The following is an 18,318-nucleotide window of genomic DNA, read 5'->3' as shown; positions in this document are numbered from 1 at the left end:
CAAACTCCTGATTGGTAATGCCCAAAACGATGCAGATCTTGATGCAATGGATGTGAAGAAGGTCACCAATATTGGCGGTGTGATTGCCAATGCAACGAAAAATACAGATGGCACATTGACCGATCATGGCAAACTGAATTACTCAGGCGAGCTTGAACTCAAAGATATCGAAGATCACAACTACAACAGTAGCAGTGGTTTTAATGTGTCGACGACAATAGGAAAAACCACCCAAGAAAAAGAGGGTCAAAAATCTAAATATCCAAATGGTTCAACGACGATTGGATTAAATAGTAGTGGGCAAGAAACAGAACAATTGACCAAGGCAACACTGGGTCAAGGCACTGTAAAAAATGCAACGGATAGCACCAATAGAGACATTAACAATACGCAAGAAATCACCCGAGACCAAACGACAGGGATGTTAGATGGTTCAGTGACGGTAGATCATCGTTTATTGACGGAAGATGGGCGTCAGGAAATACAAAAACAAATAAAAGATTTACCTGAAAACCTCCGTCAAAGTGCAGAAAACTTAGCACAATCATTACCAGATGGTGAATACAAAGATAAGGTTTTACAAACGCTTAATAATATTGAAGCGCAATTGTACAAAATGCCAGCAGAGATGAGAGCTGGAGGAGAAACTCTTGCTGATAATTATGCGGAATATATTAAAAAAGGAGGAGAGCCGAAAGACTTTGAGTTGATGATGAATGATCCTAATATTTTAGCAGGGATCAAAGCAGTCAATGAGTTGAACACAATCAAAAATCAAGCGATTGTAGCGCTGATGAGCCAAGGTCTTTCGCAAGAGCAAGCGAATAATTTAGTGAATCAATCTGAATCAGGAGTTATTGATGAAAATGGTATTCGAACATTCATTTTAGAGACTATTAAGGTCCAAGCTTCTAATGGAATTATTGTTCCCGGTGCTAAAGATGGGCAGGCTAAATTTGGTCAAGAGTAACTTGATATTGATAAGACATCTAATATTGTCATAGATGCTGTCACTCAAATGGGGCAAATTAAGCAGAAAGTAGATCAACGAATTGCGGATAGTAATATTAATCCTGAGCATGTTGGACTTTCTTTAAGCTTAGTGTTAGGAGGTCCTGCCAATTTAGTGAAATCAGAGGTGATAGATCGAATTTTTGGAGATGAAATAGCTAAGATAACAGATCGTTTAAAAACAGAGGGTGTTGCCTATTTATTAAATACCGATGCTGAAACAGTAGAAAATACACTAGCGAATAAGAACTTAATTAATCAATCAGGGAATGAAACAGCAAAACAATTAGTAGATCAGCTTGAATGGACTAAAGATGGTGTAGGTGTTGCATCGAGTATTATTTTAGGGGGGTGCTGGTGGAGCAGCAGTAGTAAATGATCCCTATCAGCGTGTAAATTCAAACCAAGAAAAAGGTATAAAGGTTGTCTATGATAATTATGGAAATAAAGCGGTAAAAGTTCAGTATAAAGATCCTCTTACTGGTGTAACTAAGGATGCAAATATTTCATATGACTCTAGAGGATTACCTATATTTGATGATCATGCTAAATATATAACAAAAATAGATACATCCGTCTCATATAGAAGACAAATGTCCCAAGCCACAAAAGATTTGAGAGATGCAATTAATGCAGGAAAAATTAGTACAGAAAGCTTTACACCGACTCAACTGAAGCAAATTAAAGCAGGATCAGGCCAAATAGATGGCTATACTTGGCATCATAATGCTCAATCGTCTCCAAATAATATGCAGCTAATACCTGAAGATGTTCATAATGCTGCTTTACATATTGGACAAGGTTCATTAAGTGGAGGTAAATAACATGAATGATATAACTGTGATTTCTGACTATGGAAGTGTAGATATCAGAGTTATTGAAGAATTTGAGAAATCAAGGAGTATTACCTTTCCTACAAAATATAAAGAATTAGTAGGTAAACATAATGGGTTAAATTTTGTTGAAAGTTGGTTTGATTATTTTGATGGAACTAAAATAGATGAGGCCTCATTTTCTTTTTTGACTTTTGGATACTTCATAGGGGCAAGTATAATTTCAAAGTTACAAAACTTATATGATGCCTCGAAAGATATTGTAAATTTCGGTGCAGTTGGTAATGGTGATTATATTGGATTTGATTATAGTCAGAATCCTGAAACTGATAATCCACCGATAGTAATAGTTTATCATGATGATTATGTTGAAGATGAAAATGGAAATTTGAAAATGCGTATTATAAAAGTTGCAGAAAATTTTGATGACTTTATGAATATGTTGCATGAATAATTTTATTAATAAAAGGTCCTAGTTTCCTAACGTGGGCTTCTTATGCATATGACATTCTAGCTGTCTATATTAAACTTATATCATCAAAAATTATAAAGTGTTGATGATGTGACTGTTAAATTTACATGTAATGATCTGAGTTCGGTACGACCAGATAAATTAGGAGTTACCTTTTTTATCAATGGAAAACCAACAAAAGAAATCTTTGTGAATACTGCTGGTGGAGGAAAGTAAAGTGGATAAGCAGCTAGAAATATTAAATGAGTTAAGCCGTATTTTGCATTTTTCAACAGAGATTAAATATGATTCAGCTCATTTGGAATATAAGTTTAATCCAGAGGAACAGTGGAATTCTTTTTCAGTTTGGTATGAGAAGAATCAACAGAATTATAGCCCTAATGATTTTGACAAAATTAGCAATAAAGCTCAAGAGTTATGTAAAAAGTTACATAATGAAATGCAGTCTCATACTGGTGGGGACTGGAGAAAATTTATTTTGACAATTGATGAAACAGGTCAAGCTAAAACTCAATTTATATATGAAATACAATCTTGTATGGATCAATTTAGAGTGTGATCTTTTATAAAAATAAGTTCGCGATTAAAACCCACTTAATTTTAGGTGGGTTTTTAGTTGATAGTATTAGCCAAATAATAAGAACTTAATTAATCACTCAGGGAATGAAACAGCAAAACAATTAGTAGATCAGCTTGAATGGACTAAAGATGGTGTAGGTATTGCATCGAGTATTATTTTAGGTGGCGCTGGTGGAACAGCAGTAGGAAAATCAAATACCACTAAAATTGATGGGAAAGATGTTGATGTTAGTACAGCTGGTGTAGGAAAAGATCCAGTAAAAGAATTGGAAGTTGGATCATATAAAGATTTAAAGGCGAGAGCACAAGTAGGTGATGGTTTAGAACATGACCATATTCCATCTTTTGCGGCATTAAAAAAAGCGGAAGAAATAAGGTTGGGACGTAAGTTAACAGACAAAGAAGCTAAAGATTTATATAATGATGCGACTGTTATTGAGATTTCAAAGGATACACACAAAGCTGGTAGAACACATTCTGGTAAAAATACATCTGAGCAAATAGCAACAGATGCTTCAGATTTATGTAAAGCTCAAAGTTGTGATATTGATGTTTTACGTAAAAATCTAATGGAGAGAGGGCATAGTGAAAAAGCTATAGACGAAGCCTTTTTAAAGATAATAGAACGAAATAAACATAGAGGAATTAATTAGTGGACAAGCGCATTAATGGAGGAATCTATACGTTTATAAATAACCTTGGCCTAATGCAAGGTGATGATAAAATGTTAGAGTCAATAATTTTGATAGGAACTAATTTTGAATACTGTGAATCGGATTTTGAAGATAGTTCATATTATAAATTTTTTGAAAGCGGTATTGAATATTTGTTCGAAAAGAAAAAATTATCTGGAATTTTTTTCTTTATAAAATCTAATGATCAATATAAATCATACTCAAGTGTTGATTCATTAATAGAAGGGATTAATATTTATTCGAATGCTTTAGACGTTATTAAATTACTGGGTAGTCCTAATTTATCTGGAAATCAATGGATTAAATACGAAGTTTATGAGAATAAATATATTCATTTTGAGTTTGATGTTAATGATGAATTAAAACAAATAACTTTAGGTTTGAACTGAGGTTTTATTGCATTAAGGATTAAATGAAGTTTCTCGAGACTGTACTTAATTTTCATTTATCCTACTAAGGATAATAAAAAGAGGTACTCCACATGGATGAAACTACAATCAGAAATATGGCTACTGAGTTAGCTAAAGGTTTAAAAACTCCTAAAGATTTAAACCAAATGACAGCTATATTTAAAAAGTTCATGATAGAAACTGCTCTTAATACTGAACTTTCTGAACATTTAGGCTATGGAACAGGATGTGGAATTGCAAAATGATGAGTGGTTTTGGAAATCCAGGTGGTCTATTGTTAGTTTCTCTATATCTATTTATTTTTCAGAGTATTGTCGCGATACTGGGTTGGAAATTAAAAGAGAAAAGAGAAAAACTCTTGAATTGGAATATTCTAATTGGATTGTTCCCATTATTATTTAATATAGAATTATTAGTTCATCGCTATAACGATGTATTAGATATATGGAATAACTTTGATTGGATGCTTACTTTTTTTTGTATATGTGCTGTTTTAAATATATTTTTCTGGATGCTTAGTTTTTTATCTAGATTAAATCTACTTAACTCTAGATGGTATTTTTTTGTTTATATCAATGTTATTGGTAGTTGGATATTTTTAATATTAATCTAGGTAGTACTTTATTTGATCTAGAATGATATCTTTATAAATATTAAAAATTGTTAGTTTATGATTTATGGTAAATCCATCTAAGGTAAAATAACGGTTGGTGAATTATACCAAGGAAATTTATATAAAATACTAGACTCAGCTCCCTAACAGAGCTGAGTCTAGTATTTTGCCGTTTTATTAATAAGCAATTAACTATTACAAAACCTAGCCCAATCAGCCATTAGGCTTTTACGCTTCTCTAAATAAGCCCCACGTAAATACGCTGCTTCGACATCATCTGGTAGCTTATGAGCTAATACATGTTCACAAACTTCTCTAGGATAATTTGTTAGGTCGGCAGACCAATCTCGGAATGTAGACCGAAAACCATGTGTAGTAATTACACGGTTTTGTTTTGGGTCTATATAGCCTAAGCTCGATTCATTCAGTTTCTGCTGATGCATACGTTTAATCAAAGTCGTTAAAGCCATATCAGATAACATGCCTCCATTTCTTGGAGCAGGAAAGATGAATTGAGAATTTTGATGCAAAGTTTGAATAGACTTTAATAAAACAATAGCTTCATCAGCTAAAGGAACACGATGTTCCTTATTGGATTTCATTCGTTCTTTGGGGATAGTCCAAACACAATTTTCAAAATCAATTTCATTCCAAGTTGCACCAAAAACTTCGCCAGATCGATACGCTGTTAAAATAACAAATTCGAGGGCTTTAGGAGATATTCCATCTTTTTGTCTAAGATGCTTCATAAATGACGATATATCTTCATAAGGCAAAGATGGGTGAGGACGTGAAACTTGTTTTAAATTCCCGAGAATAGGTTCTAAATTACCTTTCCATAGAGCAGGGTTATCTCCTGAGAAATATTCCATAGCCTTGGCATAATCAAAAATAGTTTCTATACGACCCCTGAGCCGTTTAGCAGTTTCATTCTTTTCCTGCCATATAGGTTCAAGTACGCTAGCAATATCTATTTTTGTAATCGAACCAATAATACGGTCACCTAAAAATGGATATACATAAGTTTCTAAAGTCGTTGCCCATTGATTAATATGTTTTTCATTTTTTAATTCACGTGCTTTATTGTTAATTACAATTTGAGCACATTCAGAAAAAGTTTTTTCACGATGTTTAGCGATAGCTAACATATTAAATTTTTCTTGTTTTTGCTGAATAGGATCAATGCCACTGCGAATTTTCATTTTTAATTCACGTGCTCGTTCCCTAGCTTCAGCTAAAGAAACTTCAGGATATGAACCTAAGCCAATATCACGACGATGAGAAGTCACTTTGCCAAATTCATCAGCACGTATTTCAACAACCACATGTAAAACCTAAGCACGCGAGTTATTGATGATGCGTAAATGTAATCCATCCACACCGCCAACAGCATGGCGACCATTAGATTTTATTTTAGATACAGATAAAGCGGAGAGTTCTTTAGCTTTTTTTGGCAACTCGTTGTGTCCCACATAATAACCCACATGTATTATTGGAAATAACAAGATGGTATAGGGTTAAGTCATTGGATAATAAATTTATATTAAATTAAGTTGGATGTCTTTGGATGGATGTTATGAGGACACCGCTTCCGCCAAATTCGAAAAGACCCTTGAGAAATCAAGGGTCTTTTTTTGATTTTAATTTTGTCTTAATTAGAAGCCATATAAAAAGTTGAAGGAGATTACTGAAGGTTCTTATTCAATTCATTGCATAAGGATCATAGCGTTAGTTATGTTGAAAAACAGGAAAACATAAGATTACTTGACAATATTCTTGTGTCTTATACTGACCTTATTTTTCTTAAATATTTGTTTAAAAAGAATAAAAATAATTTTTTTAATAAGTGTAAAAAATAATAGTTTATAAATACATCGAGGTTTATATTTTTAATTGTCAAAAATTAGCCATTCTAAATAGGAAATTTAGAAAAGCTTATTAATAAAAAATGGTTTTAGTGATGTTGTTATCAAAATAAAATAAAAGCGTTTAATCAAGGTTGAACACTACTTTAAATCGATTTGTGGATGTTTTCTTTGGACTGGCTTTATATACAAAGCGTTTGGCCCCAATTTTATGCGGCAACCCTAACTACGCTAGAAATTTCTGTTATCAGTATTTTTCTCTCCATTATTGTAGGTCTTATTTCTAGCATTATTTTGACCTATAAATTTTTTATTTTAGACAAGCTTGTTGCTTGTTATATCGAATTGTCGAGAAATACTCCACTGCTGATTCAGCTTTTCTTTCTCTATTATGGCTTACCTAAAATTGGCATTAAAATAGATGGTTTTACTTGTGGGATTATCGGTCTTACTTTCTTAGGTGGAAGTTATATGGCTGAAGTATTTCGCGCAGGTTTACAGTCCGTTTCTAAAGGGCAAATAGATTCAGCAAAAAGTGTTGGTTTAAACCCAATCCAAATTTTCCGTTATGTAAGTTTACCTCAGGCAATGGCAGTTTCTATTCCTGCAATTGGTGCGAACTGTTTGTTTTTAATTAAAGAAAGTTCAGTACTCAGTGCCATTGCTATTGTTGAATTGCTTTTCGTGACCAAAGATTTAATTGGTATGGATTACAAAACCACAGAAGCCTTATTTTTATTGATTTGTGCATATTTAATTATTCTTTTACCTGTGTCTGCACTCACAAGCTATTTGGAATATAGAAGTAGAAAGGTGAGCCATGGGAATTGAGTATTTATTTCAGCCTAGCCATCTAGAGCGCTTATTTTTAGGACTTTGGCAAACCATTCAAATTGCCATTATTTCTGTGGTTTTATCGGCAATACTGGGTGCAATTTTTGGTGTCATCATGACGTCAAAAAATCCATTTATTAAAGTGTTATGCCGTATTTATTTAGAAGCCATTCGTGTAATTCCAATTTTGGTTTTACTGTTTGTTTTCTATTTTGGTTTTGCAACATGGTTTAACTGGCAGTTCTCATCTTTTTGGGTTTGTATTTTTGTTTTTGTGCTTTGGGGCACAGCAGAAATGGGCGATTTAGTCCGCGCAGGTATTAGCTCTATCGACAAGCACCAGAGAGATTCAGCTTTTGCTTTAGGTTTAAACGAAGTTCAAGTATTGACTCAAGTGGTTTTTCCACAAAGTTTAAAACGCATTACACCTGGGGTTATTAACTTGTTTACCCGTATGGTGAAAACCAGTTCTTTAGCGGTATTAATTGGTGTAGTTGAAGTTTTAAAAGTGGGTCAGCAGATTATTGAAAACTCGTTACTTACGGTACCAAATGCATCACTTTGGATTTATGGATTAATTTTTATTCTATATTTCATTATTTGTTATCCGTTATCTCTTGCATCACGTTATTTAGAAAAAGTTTGGGAATAAGCCATGTCGTTATTAGAAATTAAAGATTTAAAAAAATCCTTTGCTGATACCCAAATTTTAAAAGGCATTAACCTCAATGTAGCGCAAGGTGAAGTGGTGGTGATTCTTGGACCATCAGGTTGCGGTAAAAGTACTTTATTGCGCTGTATTAATGGTTTGGAAGAGATTCAAGCAGGTGAAATCCGTTTAGAAGGTCGAGGTGTTTTAGGTCAAGATGTTGAATGGACTAAAGTCCGTCAAGACGTAGGCATGGTGTTTCAGAACTACGAATTATTTGGTCATATGAACGTGATTGATAACATTTTACTTGGGCCACTAAAAGCACAAAAACGTGAGAGAGCAGAAGCAGAAAAAGTTGCCGATGCATTATTGAAACGTGTGGGCTTGTTTGATCGAAAGCTAGATTATCCACGTAATTTATCGGGTGGGCAAAAGCAACGTATTGCTATTGTTCGTTCATTGGTGATGCAACCCAAAGTCATGTTGATGGATGAAATTACCGCAGCACTTGACCCTGAAATGGTACGTGAAGTGTTAGATGTAGTTCTAGGGCTTGCCAATGAAGGTATGACCATGTTGATTGTGACGCATGAAATGGGCTTTGCTCAGAAAGTTGCAGACCGAATTATCTTCATGGATAAAGGCAACATTATTGAGGAAGCAACACCAGACGTATTTTTTAAACAGCCTCAAACGGAACGTGCAAAGGCTTTCTTAAACATCTTAAGTTATTAATAAAATAGGAAAACAAAATGATTTCTAAAAAATCTCTCATTTTGGCTACAGGTTTAACGCTTTCTGCCATTGGTCTAACGGCTTGTGGTGACAAGACAAATTCGCAAAATGATCAAACATCTTCTATTGAACAAATTAAAAAGAACGATGTGATTCGTGTTGGTGTATTTGCCGATAATCCTCCATTTGGTTATGTCGATAGTCAGGGTAAAAACCAAGGTTTTGATATTGCTATAGCAAAACATATTGCCAAAGATCTTTTGGGCGATGAAAACAAAATTGAATATGTGGTGACTGAAGCAGCGAACCGCGTTGAATTTTTAAAGTCAGATAAAGTCGATGTTGTACTTGCGAGTTTTTCTGTTACGCCAGAACGTAAAGAAGTTGTTGATTTTGCTGAACCGTATCTAAAAGCATCTTTAGGGATTGCATCATCTCAAAAAAATCCTATTAACTCTGTTGCAGACTTAGAAAATAAAACACTCATTGTGAATAAAGGTTCAAGTTCTGACAGTTATTTCACAAAGAATTATCCAAAAGTTAAGCTCCTTAAATTTGAACAAAATACAGATGCATTCAATGCGCTAAAAGATGGTCGTGGCGATGCAATCTCACAAGACAGCACTTATGCACTTGCATGGGCTGCACAAAACCCGGGCTACGTTGTAGGTATTCCACAAATTGGTAATGAAGACTTCATTGCACCAGCTGTACGCAAAGGTAATGTTGAATTGCTAAATTGGTTGAATACTGAAATTAAACAACTTCGTAAGAGGGGTGAAATTCAGAAAATTTATGATGAAACTTTAAAGCCAATTTATGGTGGAAAAGTTGATTCGAAAATTTTCTTAGATGTAGAAGGAAAATAATTAACGCTGTAATAAAAATATCCAGAGGGGATAACAATGACAACATTTGCTCATGTAAAAAAATTATTTGCAGTTTCACTCTTAGGCTTAGGTTTGGCAGCTTGTGGTCAAAACTCAGAAACAAAAAAAGAAACTGCACAAGATCAATCTGCAACATCAAGTATTGAGCAGATTAAAAAGAATGGCGTAGTGCGAATTGGTGTATTTAGCGATAAACCACCATTTGGCTATTTAGATGAAAAAGGTAAAAACCAAGGTTTCGATGTTGAAATTGCGAAACATGTTGCCAAAGATTTATTGGGTGATGAAAACAAGGTTGAATTTGTTTTAACAGAAGCCGCAAACCGTGTTGAATATCTTAAAGCCAATAAAGTCGATATTATTTTCGCTAACTTTACGGTAACGCCAGAACGTAAAGAAGTGGTCGATTTTTCTAAGCCGTATTTAAAAGTAGCTTTGGGTGTAGTTTCACCTAAAGATGCACCAATTACCGATATTGCTCAGTTGAAAGATAAAGTTTTATTGGTCAATAAAGGTACAACAGCAGATTCATTCTTTAGCAAACAGCATAAAGAAATCAAGCTACAAAAATATGAGCAAAACACCGAAACTTTTGATGCTTTAAAAGATAAACGTGGCGTTGCTTTAGCGCATGACAACTTACTTGTATTGGCTTGGGCGAAAGAAAATCCTAACTATACTGTAGGTATTACAAGCCTTGGCGAGCACGATTTAATTGCACCTGCGGTTAAAAAGGGTAATAAAGAATTGCTAGATTGGTTAAACAAAGATTTAGAGAAACTTTCAAAAGAGGGTGTTATTCAGCAAGCTTATGAAAAAACTTTAAAACCTGTTTATGGCGACACAATTAATCCGAAAGATTTATTAGTCGAGTAATTTTATTGAATGCTTGGGTATGGCATGGTCAATGTAATATCCAAGCGTTATCATAATGGCATTACAGAATTGGAATGCATTATGAAAATCGTTGCAGATGAAAATCTGGCATTCACCGAATATTTCTTTTCAGAGTTTGGTGATATTCAACACAAAGCTGGACGTACTTTGACACATGCAGATGTGAAAGATGCAGAAGCTTTATTGGTGCGTTCAGTCACTCAAGTGAATCAAGACCTTATTTACAATACAGCACTGAAATTCGTTGGAAGTGCGACTATTGGTACAGATCATCTCGATATTCCGCTAATCGAACAACAAGGCATTACATGGTCAAATGCAGCAGGGTGCAATGCTCAAGCTGTCGCTGAATATGTCATTACCGCATTATTAAAATTACAACCTGAACTTATTCATGCCAATGAAACCTTTACTTTAGGGATTATTGGATTAGGCAATGTTGGCTCGCGTTTGGCTGTTATGGCAAAATTATTGGGTTGGAATGTAATTGGTTCAGACCCTTTTGTGAATCGTGATCATGTTAATCAAATCGATTTAAATACCTTATTAACACAAGCTGATGCCATTTCTATTCACGTGCCTTTGACTCAATATGGTGAACATCCAACTTATCATTTAATTAATCAATATGCTTTGTCGCAGATGAAATCGAGCACGATTTTAATTAATTCTGCACGTGGGCCTGTGGTTGAAGAAACTGCATTAATTGAAGATATTCAAAATACACAACGAAAAGTGGTGTTAGATGTATTTGAACATGAACCTGAAATCTCAGAAGAATTATTAGATTTAATTACTTTGGTTACACCACATATTGCAGGCTATAGCTTGGAAGGCAAGGCACGTGGTACGCAAATGATTTACGATGCTTTTTGTGAAGAATTTCAATATACGCCAAATAAAAAGTTTGAAACACAGCTTCCTGCGTGTGAGCAATTCTTTAAAGATGAAAATTTGAAAGAAGTGCTGATTCAACATCTTACAGAAATTTATGATATTTCACGTGATGATAAAAATTTACGTGCATGTTTAAAAGATGGAAAGGTTGAGCAAAAAGCATTTGATTATTTAAGAAAAACGTATCCGCTACGCCGTGAATGGGCGGCACATGGAGGACCAAAAGCATGAGTCAGTTAAACCTTCAATATCAACCGACTTGTGATATTCAGGCAATTCGTGCGCGTGCAAAAATGTATTCACAAATTCGCCAATTTTTTGATGAACGTGAAGTTTTGGAAGTGGAAACCCCTATTTTATCGCAAGCAGGTGTGACCGATGTTTATTTGTCTTCTGTGCAAGCACAGCGTCATGTAAATGGCAAAAAGCAAACGCATTATTTACAAACTTCGCCTGAATTTGCCATGAAGCGTTTATTGGCAAGTGGCGTGGGTTCAATTTACCAAATTTGCAAAGTTTTCCGTGATGATGAACATGGGCGTAAACATAATAGCGAATTTACCATGTTGGAATGGTACCGTCCGAATATGAGCTTAAAAGAGCTGATGTTCGAAGTAACCGATTTGTTAAACGTGACTTTGAAACAGCGCTTTGGTGAAGTTCGTCCAACCATCTTAAGTTATAAGCATGCTTTTATGGATCGTCTAGATTTAAACCCATTGCAAGCCAGTTTGAAAGAACTGAAAGATTGCTGTAATCGTGTGGGATTAAATCTAGATTTAGGTGATGATCGATTAGGTTATATCGATTTACTTTTCTCGCATTTTGTAGAGCCAAGTTTAGGTTTTGATACGCCTGTTTTTTTAGCTGATTTTCCGCCTGAACTTGCATCACTCGCAAAAACCAAAGTAGATGAAGATGGTGAGTTGGTTGCAGCACGTTTTGAGCTTTATATTGAAGGTTTAGAGCTTGCCAATGCTTATGATGAACTCATTGATGCAGATGTACTTCGTTCACGTTTTGTGGCGGATAACGAAGAGAGAGCGAGGCTAGGTTTACATGTCATGCCAATTGATGAATATCTGCTTGCAGCATTGCCGAATATGTCTGAATGTTCGGGTATTGCTTTAGGGGTGGATCGGTTATTGATGGTTGCAACTGAGCAAATGAAGCTTGAAAAAGTGATTACATTCCCCGCGGATGTGTCTTAATAAATTTTAAATGCCTAATCAAAGAGATTAGGCATTTATTTGAAATACAAAGTATTAAAATAAATAATTAACAAACATTTGGGGTGAGAATGTTAGTAAATAAATGTTTTATTTGTGATGATTTAATTGGACTAGAAAACAATTCAAGAGAGCATATTATTCCTAATTCTATTGGGGGAAGGAAAGTTGTAAAAAATTTCATTTGTGATGATTGTAATAATTTTACTGGCACAACATGGGATTCTGAGCTCTTTAAACAATTGGCTCCATTTTGTACAATGTTTGGGATTGAAAGACAGCGAGGAGAAGTTGCACCTTTAAAAGTGAAAACATTGAGTGGAGAAGAGTATATTCAATTCAATGATGGTACTTTCCAGTTGTTGAGACCAAAATTTTTTACACAAGTATCAGAAGATAAAAAAATTAAAATTTCTATTCAGGCTCGAACTGAAAAAGAAGCAGTGAAAATTTTAAAAAGCGTTGCCAAAAAGCATAATTTATTGGATAGCAATATAGAATCTATAAAAAATGAAATAGTAATAAAGGATTCATATTTAAGTGAACCTATTGGACATAGTATAAGTTTTGGTGGGGAAAAAGCAGGACGATCAGTGATAAAAACAGCGCTTGCTTTGGCATTTGATGCAGGGATAAATCCATTTGAATGTGAGACCGCAATAAATTATCTTATTAATAATGGAGAGGCATGCTTTGGTTATTATTATGAAACGGATTTAGTTGAAAATAGGGAAGTAGGGAGTCCTTTGCATTGTATTAAAATACAAGCAGATAGTAGAACTAAAAAGATTCTAGGATATGTTGAGTATTTTGGTTTCATGAGAATGGTACTTTCATTATCAGATAATTATCAAGGTGTAACTAAAGAAGCTGTTTATGCTATTGATCCAATGAAGGGGCAGTTACTCAACTTAAAAATTAAATTAAATTTTTCCAATGAGGATATTCAAAAAATTTATAATTATGAAAAGTACGATATAGAAAATTATAAAAGTGCTATTGGAGCAATAATGAAAAGAGCTATTGCTTTTTCTCAAGAGCGTGAATTTAAGCGGGTAATGAAAAAAGCATTGGAGCATGGTCAAAAATCCCATGACTCGTCAAAATCAGAAGAAGAGAATGCTAATAATATTTCATTAAAAATTATTGAATATTTACAGCCATATATCGAAAGAAACGTTTTGAATAAATAAAAAGCCCCAATCGGGGCTTTTTATTTATGCTTTTTCTGCATATTGATGTTTAAGTTCAGCAATGGCTTGAATACGACGTTCAATTAACATCTCACCAATTTCTTGGCCTTTAACATCGGCAGGTAAATCTTGCGCTTTAATATTACGAACCACTTGAATGGCATCGAAAATATATTTAGATTGCGGATATTCACGGTTTTCTAAACCTAAACGACCTCGTGAATCACATTCACATGCTTGAACAAAAGCTTCAACACGTTCAGGTCTACGAAGAACATCTAAACGCTGTAGTAAACGCCACAAAGTCCCAGGTTTTAAAGTTAAAGCCTGATGGCACTTCAAGTGCTCTTTGCAAACAGCAAGTGCAAGTTGCTTGGTATTTGTTGGAACTTTTAAACGATCACAGACTTCAGTGACAGGTTTAACGCCACGTTCTTCATGCATGATATGACGTGGTAATTCATCTTTAGGTGTAAGTGCTTTACCTAAGTCGTGAACCAAAACAGCAAAGCGAACATCTAGGCTATAATTTGCTTTACACGCTTGCTGTAAAGACATCATGGTGTGAATACCACAATCAATTTCAGGATGATATTCAGGGCGCTGCGGAATACCGTAAAGCGCATCTATTTCGGGAAATAGAACCTTTAAAGCACCACATTTACGCAATACTTCAAAGTATTCATCTGCATGATTTTCCATAAGTGCACGAGATGTTTCTTTCCATACGCGTTCAGTGGTTAATGCTTCTAATTCACCCGATTCTGCAAGTTGTTGCATCAGTGCTAATGTTTCAGGTGCAACGCTAAAACCTAAGGCTTTATAACGTGCAGCAAAACGCGCAATACGAAGTACACGCAAAGGATCTTCAATAAATGCATTCGATACATGGCGTAAAATTTTATGGTCTAAATCTTTTTGACCATTATAAGGATCGTAGATTTTACCGTCATCATCCATTGCAATCGCATTAATGGTTAAATCACGACGAATTAAATCTTCTTCGAGTGTGACACTTGGGTCTGTATAAAAAGAAAAGCCATGATAACCATGTCCAGACTTGCGTTCTGTACGGGCTAAGGCATATTCATCTTTAGTATCTGGATGTAAAAAAACAGGAAAATCTTTACCTACAGGTTGATAGCCCGAGGCGATAAGTTGTTCAGGCGTTGCACCAACAACGACATAATCTTTTTCGTGATAGGGGTAACCGAGTAAATGATCTCGAACAGCACCGCCTACTAAATAAACTTGCATGAAAAAACCTCTATTCTTGAAGCCATCATGCAACAGAATAGAGGTTTTCTCAAGTCTAAAAAGCTGTCTTTACAGACAGATTATAGTGCTTCTTTTTCGTTTTCTTGAATTTCTGCAACAGTCAAAGCAGTCATATTCACCACACGACGCGTTGTCGCTGTTGGCGTTAAAATATGCGCTGGTTTTGCAGCACCTAAAAGAATAGGGCCAATTGTTACATTATTACCAGAAGTTGCTTTCAACAAGTTGAATGAAATGTTGGCTGCATCAAGGTTAGGCATAATTAATAAGTTTGCAGAACCTTTGAAACGTGAGTTCGGGAATGCAAAATGACGAATATTTTCATCAAGTGCAGCATCACCGTGCATTTCACCTTCAACATTAAGTTCAGGTGCAATTTCTTGTAAAATTTCAAATACTTTACGCATTTTTTGTGCGCTAGGATCAGTTTGATCTGAACCGAAGCTAGAATGCGAAAGTAATGCGATACGTGGCGTAATACCAAAACGACGTACTTCTTCAGCCGCTAAAATAGTCATTTCAGCAAGTTGTTCAGCAGTAGGATTTGTATTTACATAAGTATCTGCAATGAATAAATTACGATCTTCAAGCATTAATGCATTCAGCGTGAAGAAGTTATTGCGACCTTCTTTTAAACCAATGATGTTACGTACGAAGTCTAGGTGAATGTCATAGCTAGAATAAGTACCACATAACATACCATCTGCTAAACCGTGTTTAACAAGCATTGCGGCAATAAGTGTAGAACGACGACGAGTTTCACGCTGTGCATATTCAGGTGTAACACCTTTGCGTTGCATGATACTGTAGTAATCGTCTGCAAATTTTTCGTAATCAGGATTTTTTTCTTGATCAACGATAGTGATGTTCACACCGTGTTCAAGACGTAAGCCTAATTTCTTAATATTTGCTTCAATTACCGCAGTACGACCAACAAGAATAGGTGTTGCTAAGCCTTCATCTACAGCAATTTGAACGGCACGAAGAACACGTAAATCTTCACCTTCAGCATAAGCAATACGCTTAGGATCTGTTTTTGCTTGAGCAAAAATAGGTTTCATCATGAATGCAGAGTTATAAACAAACTCAGACAAACGTTGACGATAATGTGCAAAGTCTTCGATCGGACGTGTTGCAACACCAGAATCCATTGCTGCTTGTGCAATTGCAGGTGCAATTTCAAGAATTAAGCGTTGATCAAGTGGGCGTGGAATTAAGTAATCACGACCAAATGATGCAGATTTTTCACCATAAGATGCAGCATCTGCTTCAACATGTGCCATACGGGCAATTGCATGTACACAGGCAATTTTCATTTCTTCATTAATTGTCGTTGCGCCAACATCTAAAGCACCACGGAAAATATATGGGAAACAAAGTGCGTTGTTTACTTGGTTTGGATAGTCCGAACGACCTGTTGCCATGATGACATCAGAACGTGCTTCATGTGCATGCTCAGGTAAAATTTCAGGATCTGGGTTTGCTAAAGCGAAGATGATTGGATCTTTCGCCATTTGCTTCACCATATCTTGCGTCAAGATACCCGCAGCAGAAAGACCTAAGAACATGTCTGTACCTGACATTACATCGGCAAGTTGTGTGCCTTCAATATCTTGTACATATGCTTTTTTAGATTCATCAAGACCTTGACGTTGAGTCGTTAATAGACCACGTGAATCAGCAACAACGATGTTCTCTTTCTTCGCACCAAGTGCACAAAGTAAGTTCAAGCAAGAAAGGGCAGCAGCACCTGCACCTGAAGCAACAATTTTGATTTCATCAATTTTTTTGCCATTCAATTGCAATGCATTTAATAATGCTGAACCAACAATAATAGATGTACCGTGTTGGTCATCATGGAACACAGGAATATTCATGCGTTCACGTAGTTTTTGCTCAATATAGAAACATTCTGGTGCCTTGATATCTTCAAGGTTAATACCACCAAAAGTAGGTTCTAATGCCGCAACAATATCGACAATTTTGTCAGGATCATTTTCAGCAATTTCGATGTCAAATACATCTACACCTGCGAATTTTTTGAAAAGAACACCTTTACCTTCCATAACAGGTTTAGATGCTAAAGGTCCAATGTTACCTAAGCCTAAAACTGCAGTACCGTTACTCACAACGGCTACAAGGTTTCCGCGAGCTGTATACAAAGCTGCTTTTGATGGATCTTTTTCGATTTCTAAGCAAGGTGCAGCAACACCAGGTGAATAAGCAAGTGCTAAATCATGCTGGTTAATGAGTTGTTTGCTTGGAGTAACGCTGATTTTTCCCGGAGTAGGAAATTCGTGGTAATACAAAGCCTGCTGCTTTAATGATTGATCGTCCATCTTTATCTCTTTTGTTACATTATTGCTAGTACATCTAGCGGATACGTGCTTTCCTTTAGGAATATACCATTAGTTGATCTATTCGGACAGACAAAGAAGCTCAAAATTCCTGCATTCTTGAGTGCTTCATGTATGAGTTTGTATCAGATAGAGGGGTGTATTAACGTACTGTTTGATTTTAAAAATTCTGTTGCATTATTTTCTGCTAAAGGTTTAGAAAATAAGTAACCTTGCGCAAGATGACAATCTAATTTATTTAAAAAATTCAGTTGCTCACGAGTTTCAATTCCTTCAGCAACAATAGTCATTCCCATAGCTTTCCCCATGGCAACAATAGCACTAATGACCGCTTCTTGTTTTTGCTCACCAATTTTAGAGACAAAGCTTTTATCAATTTTTAAAATATCAATTGGAAAGTCGGTTAAATAAGATAAAGATGAATATCCTGTTCCAAAATCATCAAGCGAAATTTGAATATTACGCTCTCTAATGGCATTAAGGGTCGTTCTTATTGCAGATGAATTTTCAAGTAAAGATGACTCTGTCAGTTCTAGTTCTAGGTTTTGACCAGAGATTTGATATTTATTCATTACCTCATCAATAGTGCTTAATAAGTTACCTCGATGTAATTGTTGTGCAGCAACATTGAAAGATACGCGAATATTGTCATATCCCATTGTTTTCCAAATTTGAATTTGTTTAGCTGTTTTAGCAATGACAATTTGACCAATTTCAGATATGAGACTAGTTTGTTCCGCAATAGGAATAAATATATTGGGTGGAATAATGCCTTTGGTTGGATGTTGCCATCTAACAAGTGCTTCAAAACCTTGAATATGATGATCTGAAAAATAAACTTTTGGCTGATAATAAACAAGGCTCTAGACTAGCAGAAT

The 18,318-nt window shown here is 35.2% G+C and carries 17 protein-coding genes and 4 pseudogenes; 17 read left to right on the top strand and 4 right to left on the bottom strand.

Annotated elements, in window-relative coordinates:
* The 9 genes and pseudogenes from A6M14_RS14130 to A6M14_RS12100 form a co-directional block, all read left to right on the top strand.
* Positions 1-970, top strand: a pseudogene (locus A6M14_RS14130) (hypothetical protein); the annotation flags it as partial.
* A gap of 48 nt (positions 971-1,018) precedes the next feature.
* Entirely contained in the window at positions 1,019-1,390 is a 372-nt protein-coding gene (locus A6M14_RS12135) for a hypothetical protein (RefSeq protein ID WP_152875363.1), read from the top strand.
* 37 nt (positions 1,391-1,427) lie between these two features.
* The gene (locus A6M14_RS12130) at positions 1,428-1,835 is read left to right on the top strand and encodes an HNH endonuclease (protein WP_338325180.1); all 408 of its coding nucleotides are present in this window, start codon (positions 1,428-1,430) and stop codon (positions 1,833-1,835) included.
* Between the two features lies 1 nt (position 1,836).
* Complete coding sequence (locus tag A6M14_RS12125; protein WP_152875361.1) at positions 1,837-2,298, top strand: SMI1/KNR4 family protein; 462 nt, start codon at positions 1,837-1,839, stop codon at positions 2,296-2,298.
* A gap of 235 nt (positions 2,299-2,533) precedes the next feature.
* Entirely contained in the window at positions 2,534-2,875 is a 342-nt protein-coding gene (locus A6M14_RS12120; protein ID WP_188110907.1) for an immunity protein YezG family protein, read from the top strand.
* Positions 2,876-3,161: 286 nt separating this feature from the next.
* A complete protein-coding gene (locus tag A6M14_RS12115; RefSeq protein ID WP_152875357.1) occupies positions 3,162-3,548 on the top strand; it encodes a hypothetical protein in 387 nt (128 codons plus the stop codon).
* The gene (locus A6M14_RS12110) at positions 3,548-3,979 is read left to right on the top strand and encodes a hypothetical protein (protein WP_152875356.1); all 432 of its coding nucleotides are present in this window, start codon (positions 3,548-3,550) and stop codon (positions 3,977-3,979) included. The genes A6M14_RS12115 and A6M14_RS12110 overlap by 1 nt, the downstream gene beginning before the upstream one ends.
* A 92-nt stretch (positions 3,980-4,071) precedes the next feature.
* Positions 4,072-4,218 (top strand): annotated as a pseudogene (locus tag A6M14_RS12105) (IS256 family transposase); the annotation flags it as partial.
* Between the two features lie 23 nt (positions 4,219-4,241).
* A complete protein-coding gene (locus tag A6M14_RS12100; protein WP_152875355.1) occupies positions 4,242-4,613 on the top strand; it encodes a hypothetical protein in 372 nt (123 codons plus the stop codon).
* 188 nt (positions 4,614-4,801) lie between these two features.
* Here A6M14_RS12100 and A6M14_RS12095 read toward each other — a convergent pair.
* Positions 4,802-6,070, bottom strand: a pseudogene (locus A6M14_RS12095) (phage integrase central domain-containing protein).
* Between the two features lie 579 nt (positions 6,071-6,649).
* On the opposite strand from A6M14_RS12095, the gene A6M14_RS12090 reads away from it, so the two are divergent.
* The 8 genes from A6M14_RS12090 to A6M14_RS12055 all read left to right on the top strand — a co-directional run bounded on the left by A6M14_RS12090 (position 6,650) and on the right by A6M14_RS12055 (position 13,805).
* Positions 6,650-7,309, top strand: a complete 660-nt coding sequence (locus A6M14_RS12090) for an amino acid ABC transporter permease (protein ID WP_152875354.1) — start codon at positions 6,650-6,652, stop codon at positions 7,307-7,309.
* The gene (locus A6M14_RS12085; RefSeq protein WP_152875352.1) at positions 7,299-7,964 is read left to right on the top strand and encodes an amino acid ABC transporter permease; all 666 of its coding nucleotides are present in this window, start codon (positions 7,299-7,301) and stop codon (positions 7,962-7,964) included. Before A6M14_RS12090 ends, A6M14_RS12085 begins: the two co-directional genes overlap by 11 nt.
* A 3-nt stretch (positions 7,965-7,967) precedes the next feature.
* Positions 7,968-8,699 (top strand): amino acid ABC transporter ATP-binding protein, encoded by a 732-nt coding sequence (locus A6M14_RS12080; protein WP_152875350.1) that lies wholly within the window; start codon positions 7,968-7,970, stop codon positions 8,697-8,699.
* Positions 8,700-8,716: 17 nt separating this feature from the next.
* The gene (locus A6M14_RS12075; RefSeq protein ID WP_152875348.1) at positions 8,717-9,568 is read left to right on the top strand and encodes a transporter substrate-binding domain-containing protein; all 852 of its coding nucleotides are present in this window, start codon (positions 8,717-8,719) and stop codon (positions 9,566-9,568) included.
* Positions 9,569-9,598: 30 nt separating this feature from the next.
* A complete protein-coding gene (locus A6M14_RS12070; RefSeq protein WP_188110908.1) occupies positions 9,599-10,465 on the top strand; it encodes a transporter substrate-binding domain-containing protein in 867 nt (288 codons plus the stop codon).
* Positions 10,466-10,546: 81 nt separating this feature from the next.
* Positions 10,547-11,614 carry a 4-phosphoerythronate dehydrogenase gene (locus A6M14_RS12065; protein ID WP_152875345.1) on the top strand — a complete coding sequence of 356 codons (1,068 nt, stop codon included), beginning with the start codon at positions 10,547-10,549 and terminating at the stop codon, positions 11,612-11,614.
* A complete protein-coding gene (gene epmA / locus A6M14_RS12060) occupies positions 11,611-12,594 on the top strand; it encodes an EF-P lysine aminoacylase EpmA (protein WP_152875344.1) in 984 nt (327 codons plus the stop codon). Before A6M14_RS12065 ends, epmA begins: the two co-directional genes overlap by 4 nt.
* Positions 12,595-12,683: 89 nt before the next feature.
* Positions 12,684-13,805 (top strand): HNH endonuclease, encoded by a 1,122-nt coding sequence (locus A6M14_RS12055; protein ID WP_152875343.1) that lies wholly within the window; start codon positions 12,684-12,686, stop codon positions 13,803-13,805.
* 24 nt (positions 13,806-13,829) lie between these two features.
* Here A6M14_RS12055 and A6M14_RS12050 read toward each other — a convergent pair whose 3' ends face one another.
* From A6M14_RS12050 to A6M14_RS12040, 3 genes and pseudogenes are all read right to left on the bottom strand, one after another.
* A complete protein-coding gene (locus A6M14_RS12050) occupies positions 13,830-15,062 on the bottom strand; it encodes a multifunctional CCA addition/repair protein (protein ID WP_152875342.1) in 1,233 nt (410 codons plus the stop codon).
* A gap of 80 nt (positions 15,063-15,142) precedes the next feature.
* A complete protein-coding gene (locus tag A6M14_RS12045; protein ID WP_152875341.1) occupies positions 15,143-17,422 on the bottom strand; it encodes an NADP-dependent malic enzyme in 2,280 nt (759 codons plus the stop codon).
* A 143-nt stretch (positions 17,423-17,565) separates the two neighbouring features.
* Positions 17,566-18,300, bottom strand: a pseudogene (locus A6M14_RS12040) (putative bifunctional diguanylate cyclase/phosphodiesterase); the annotation flags it as partial.
* Positions 18,301-18,318 lie beyond the last annotated feature (18 nt).

Origin of the sequence: Acinetobacter portensis (assembly GCF_009372215.1) — a bacterium.
Lineage (GTDB): Bacteria > Pseudomonadota > Gammaproteobacteria > Pseudomonadales > Moraxellaceae > Acinetobacter > Acinetobacter portensis.
This window is presented reverse-complemented; position numbering and strand designations above follow the sequence as displayed.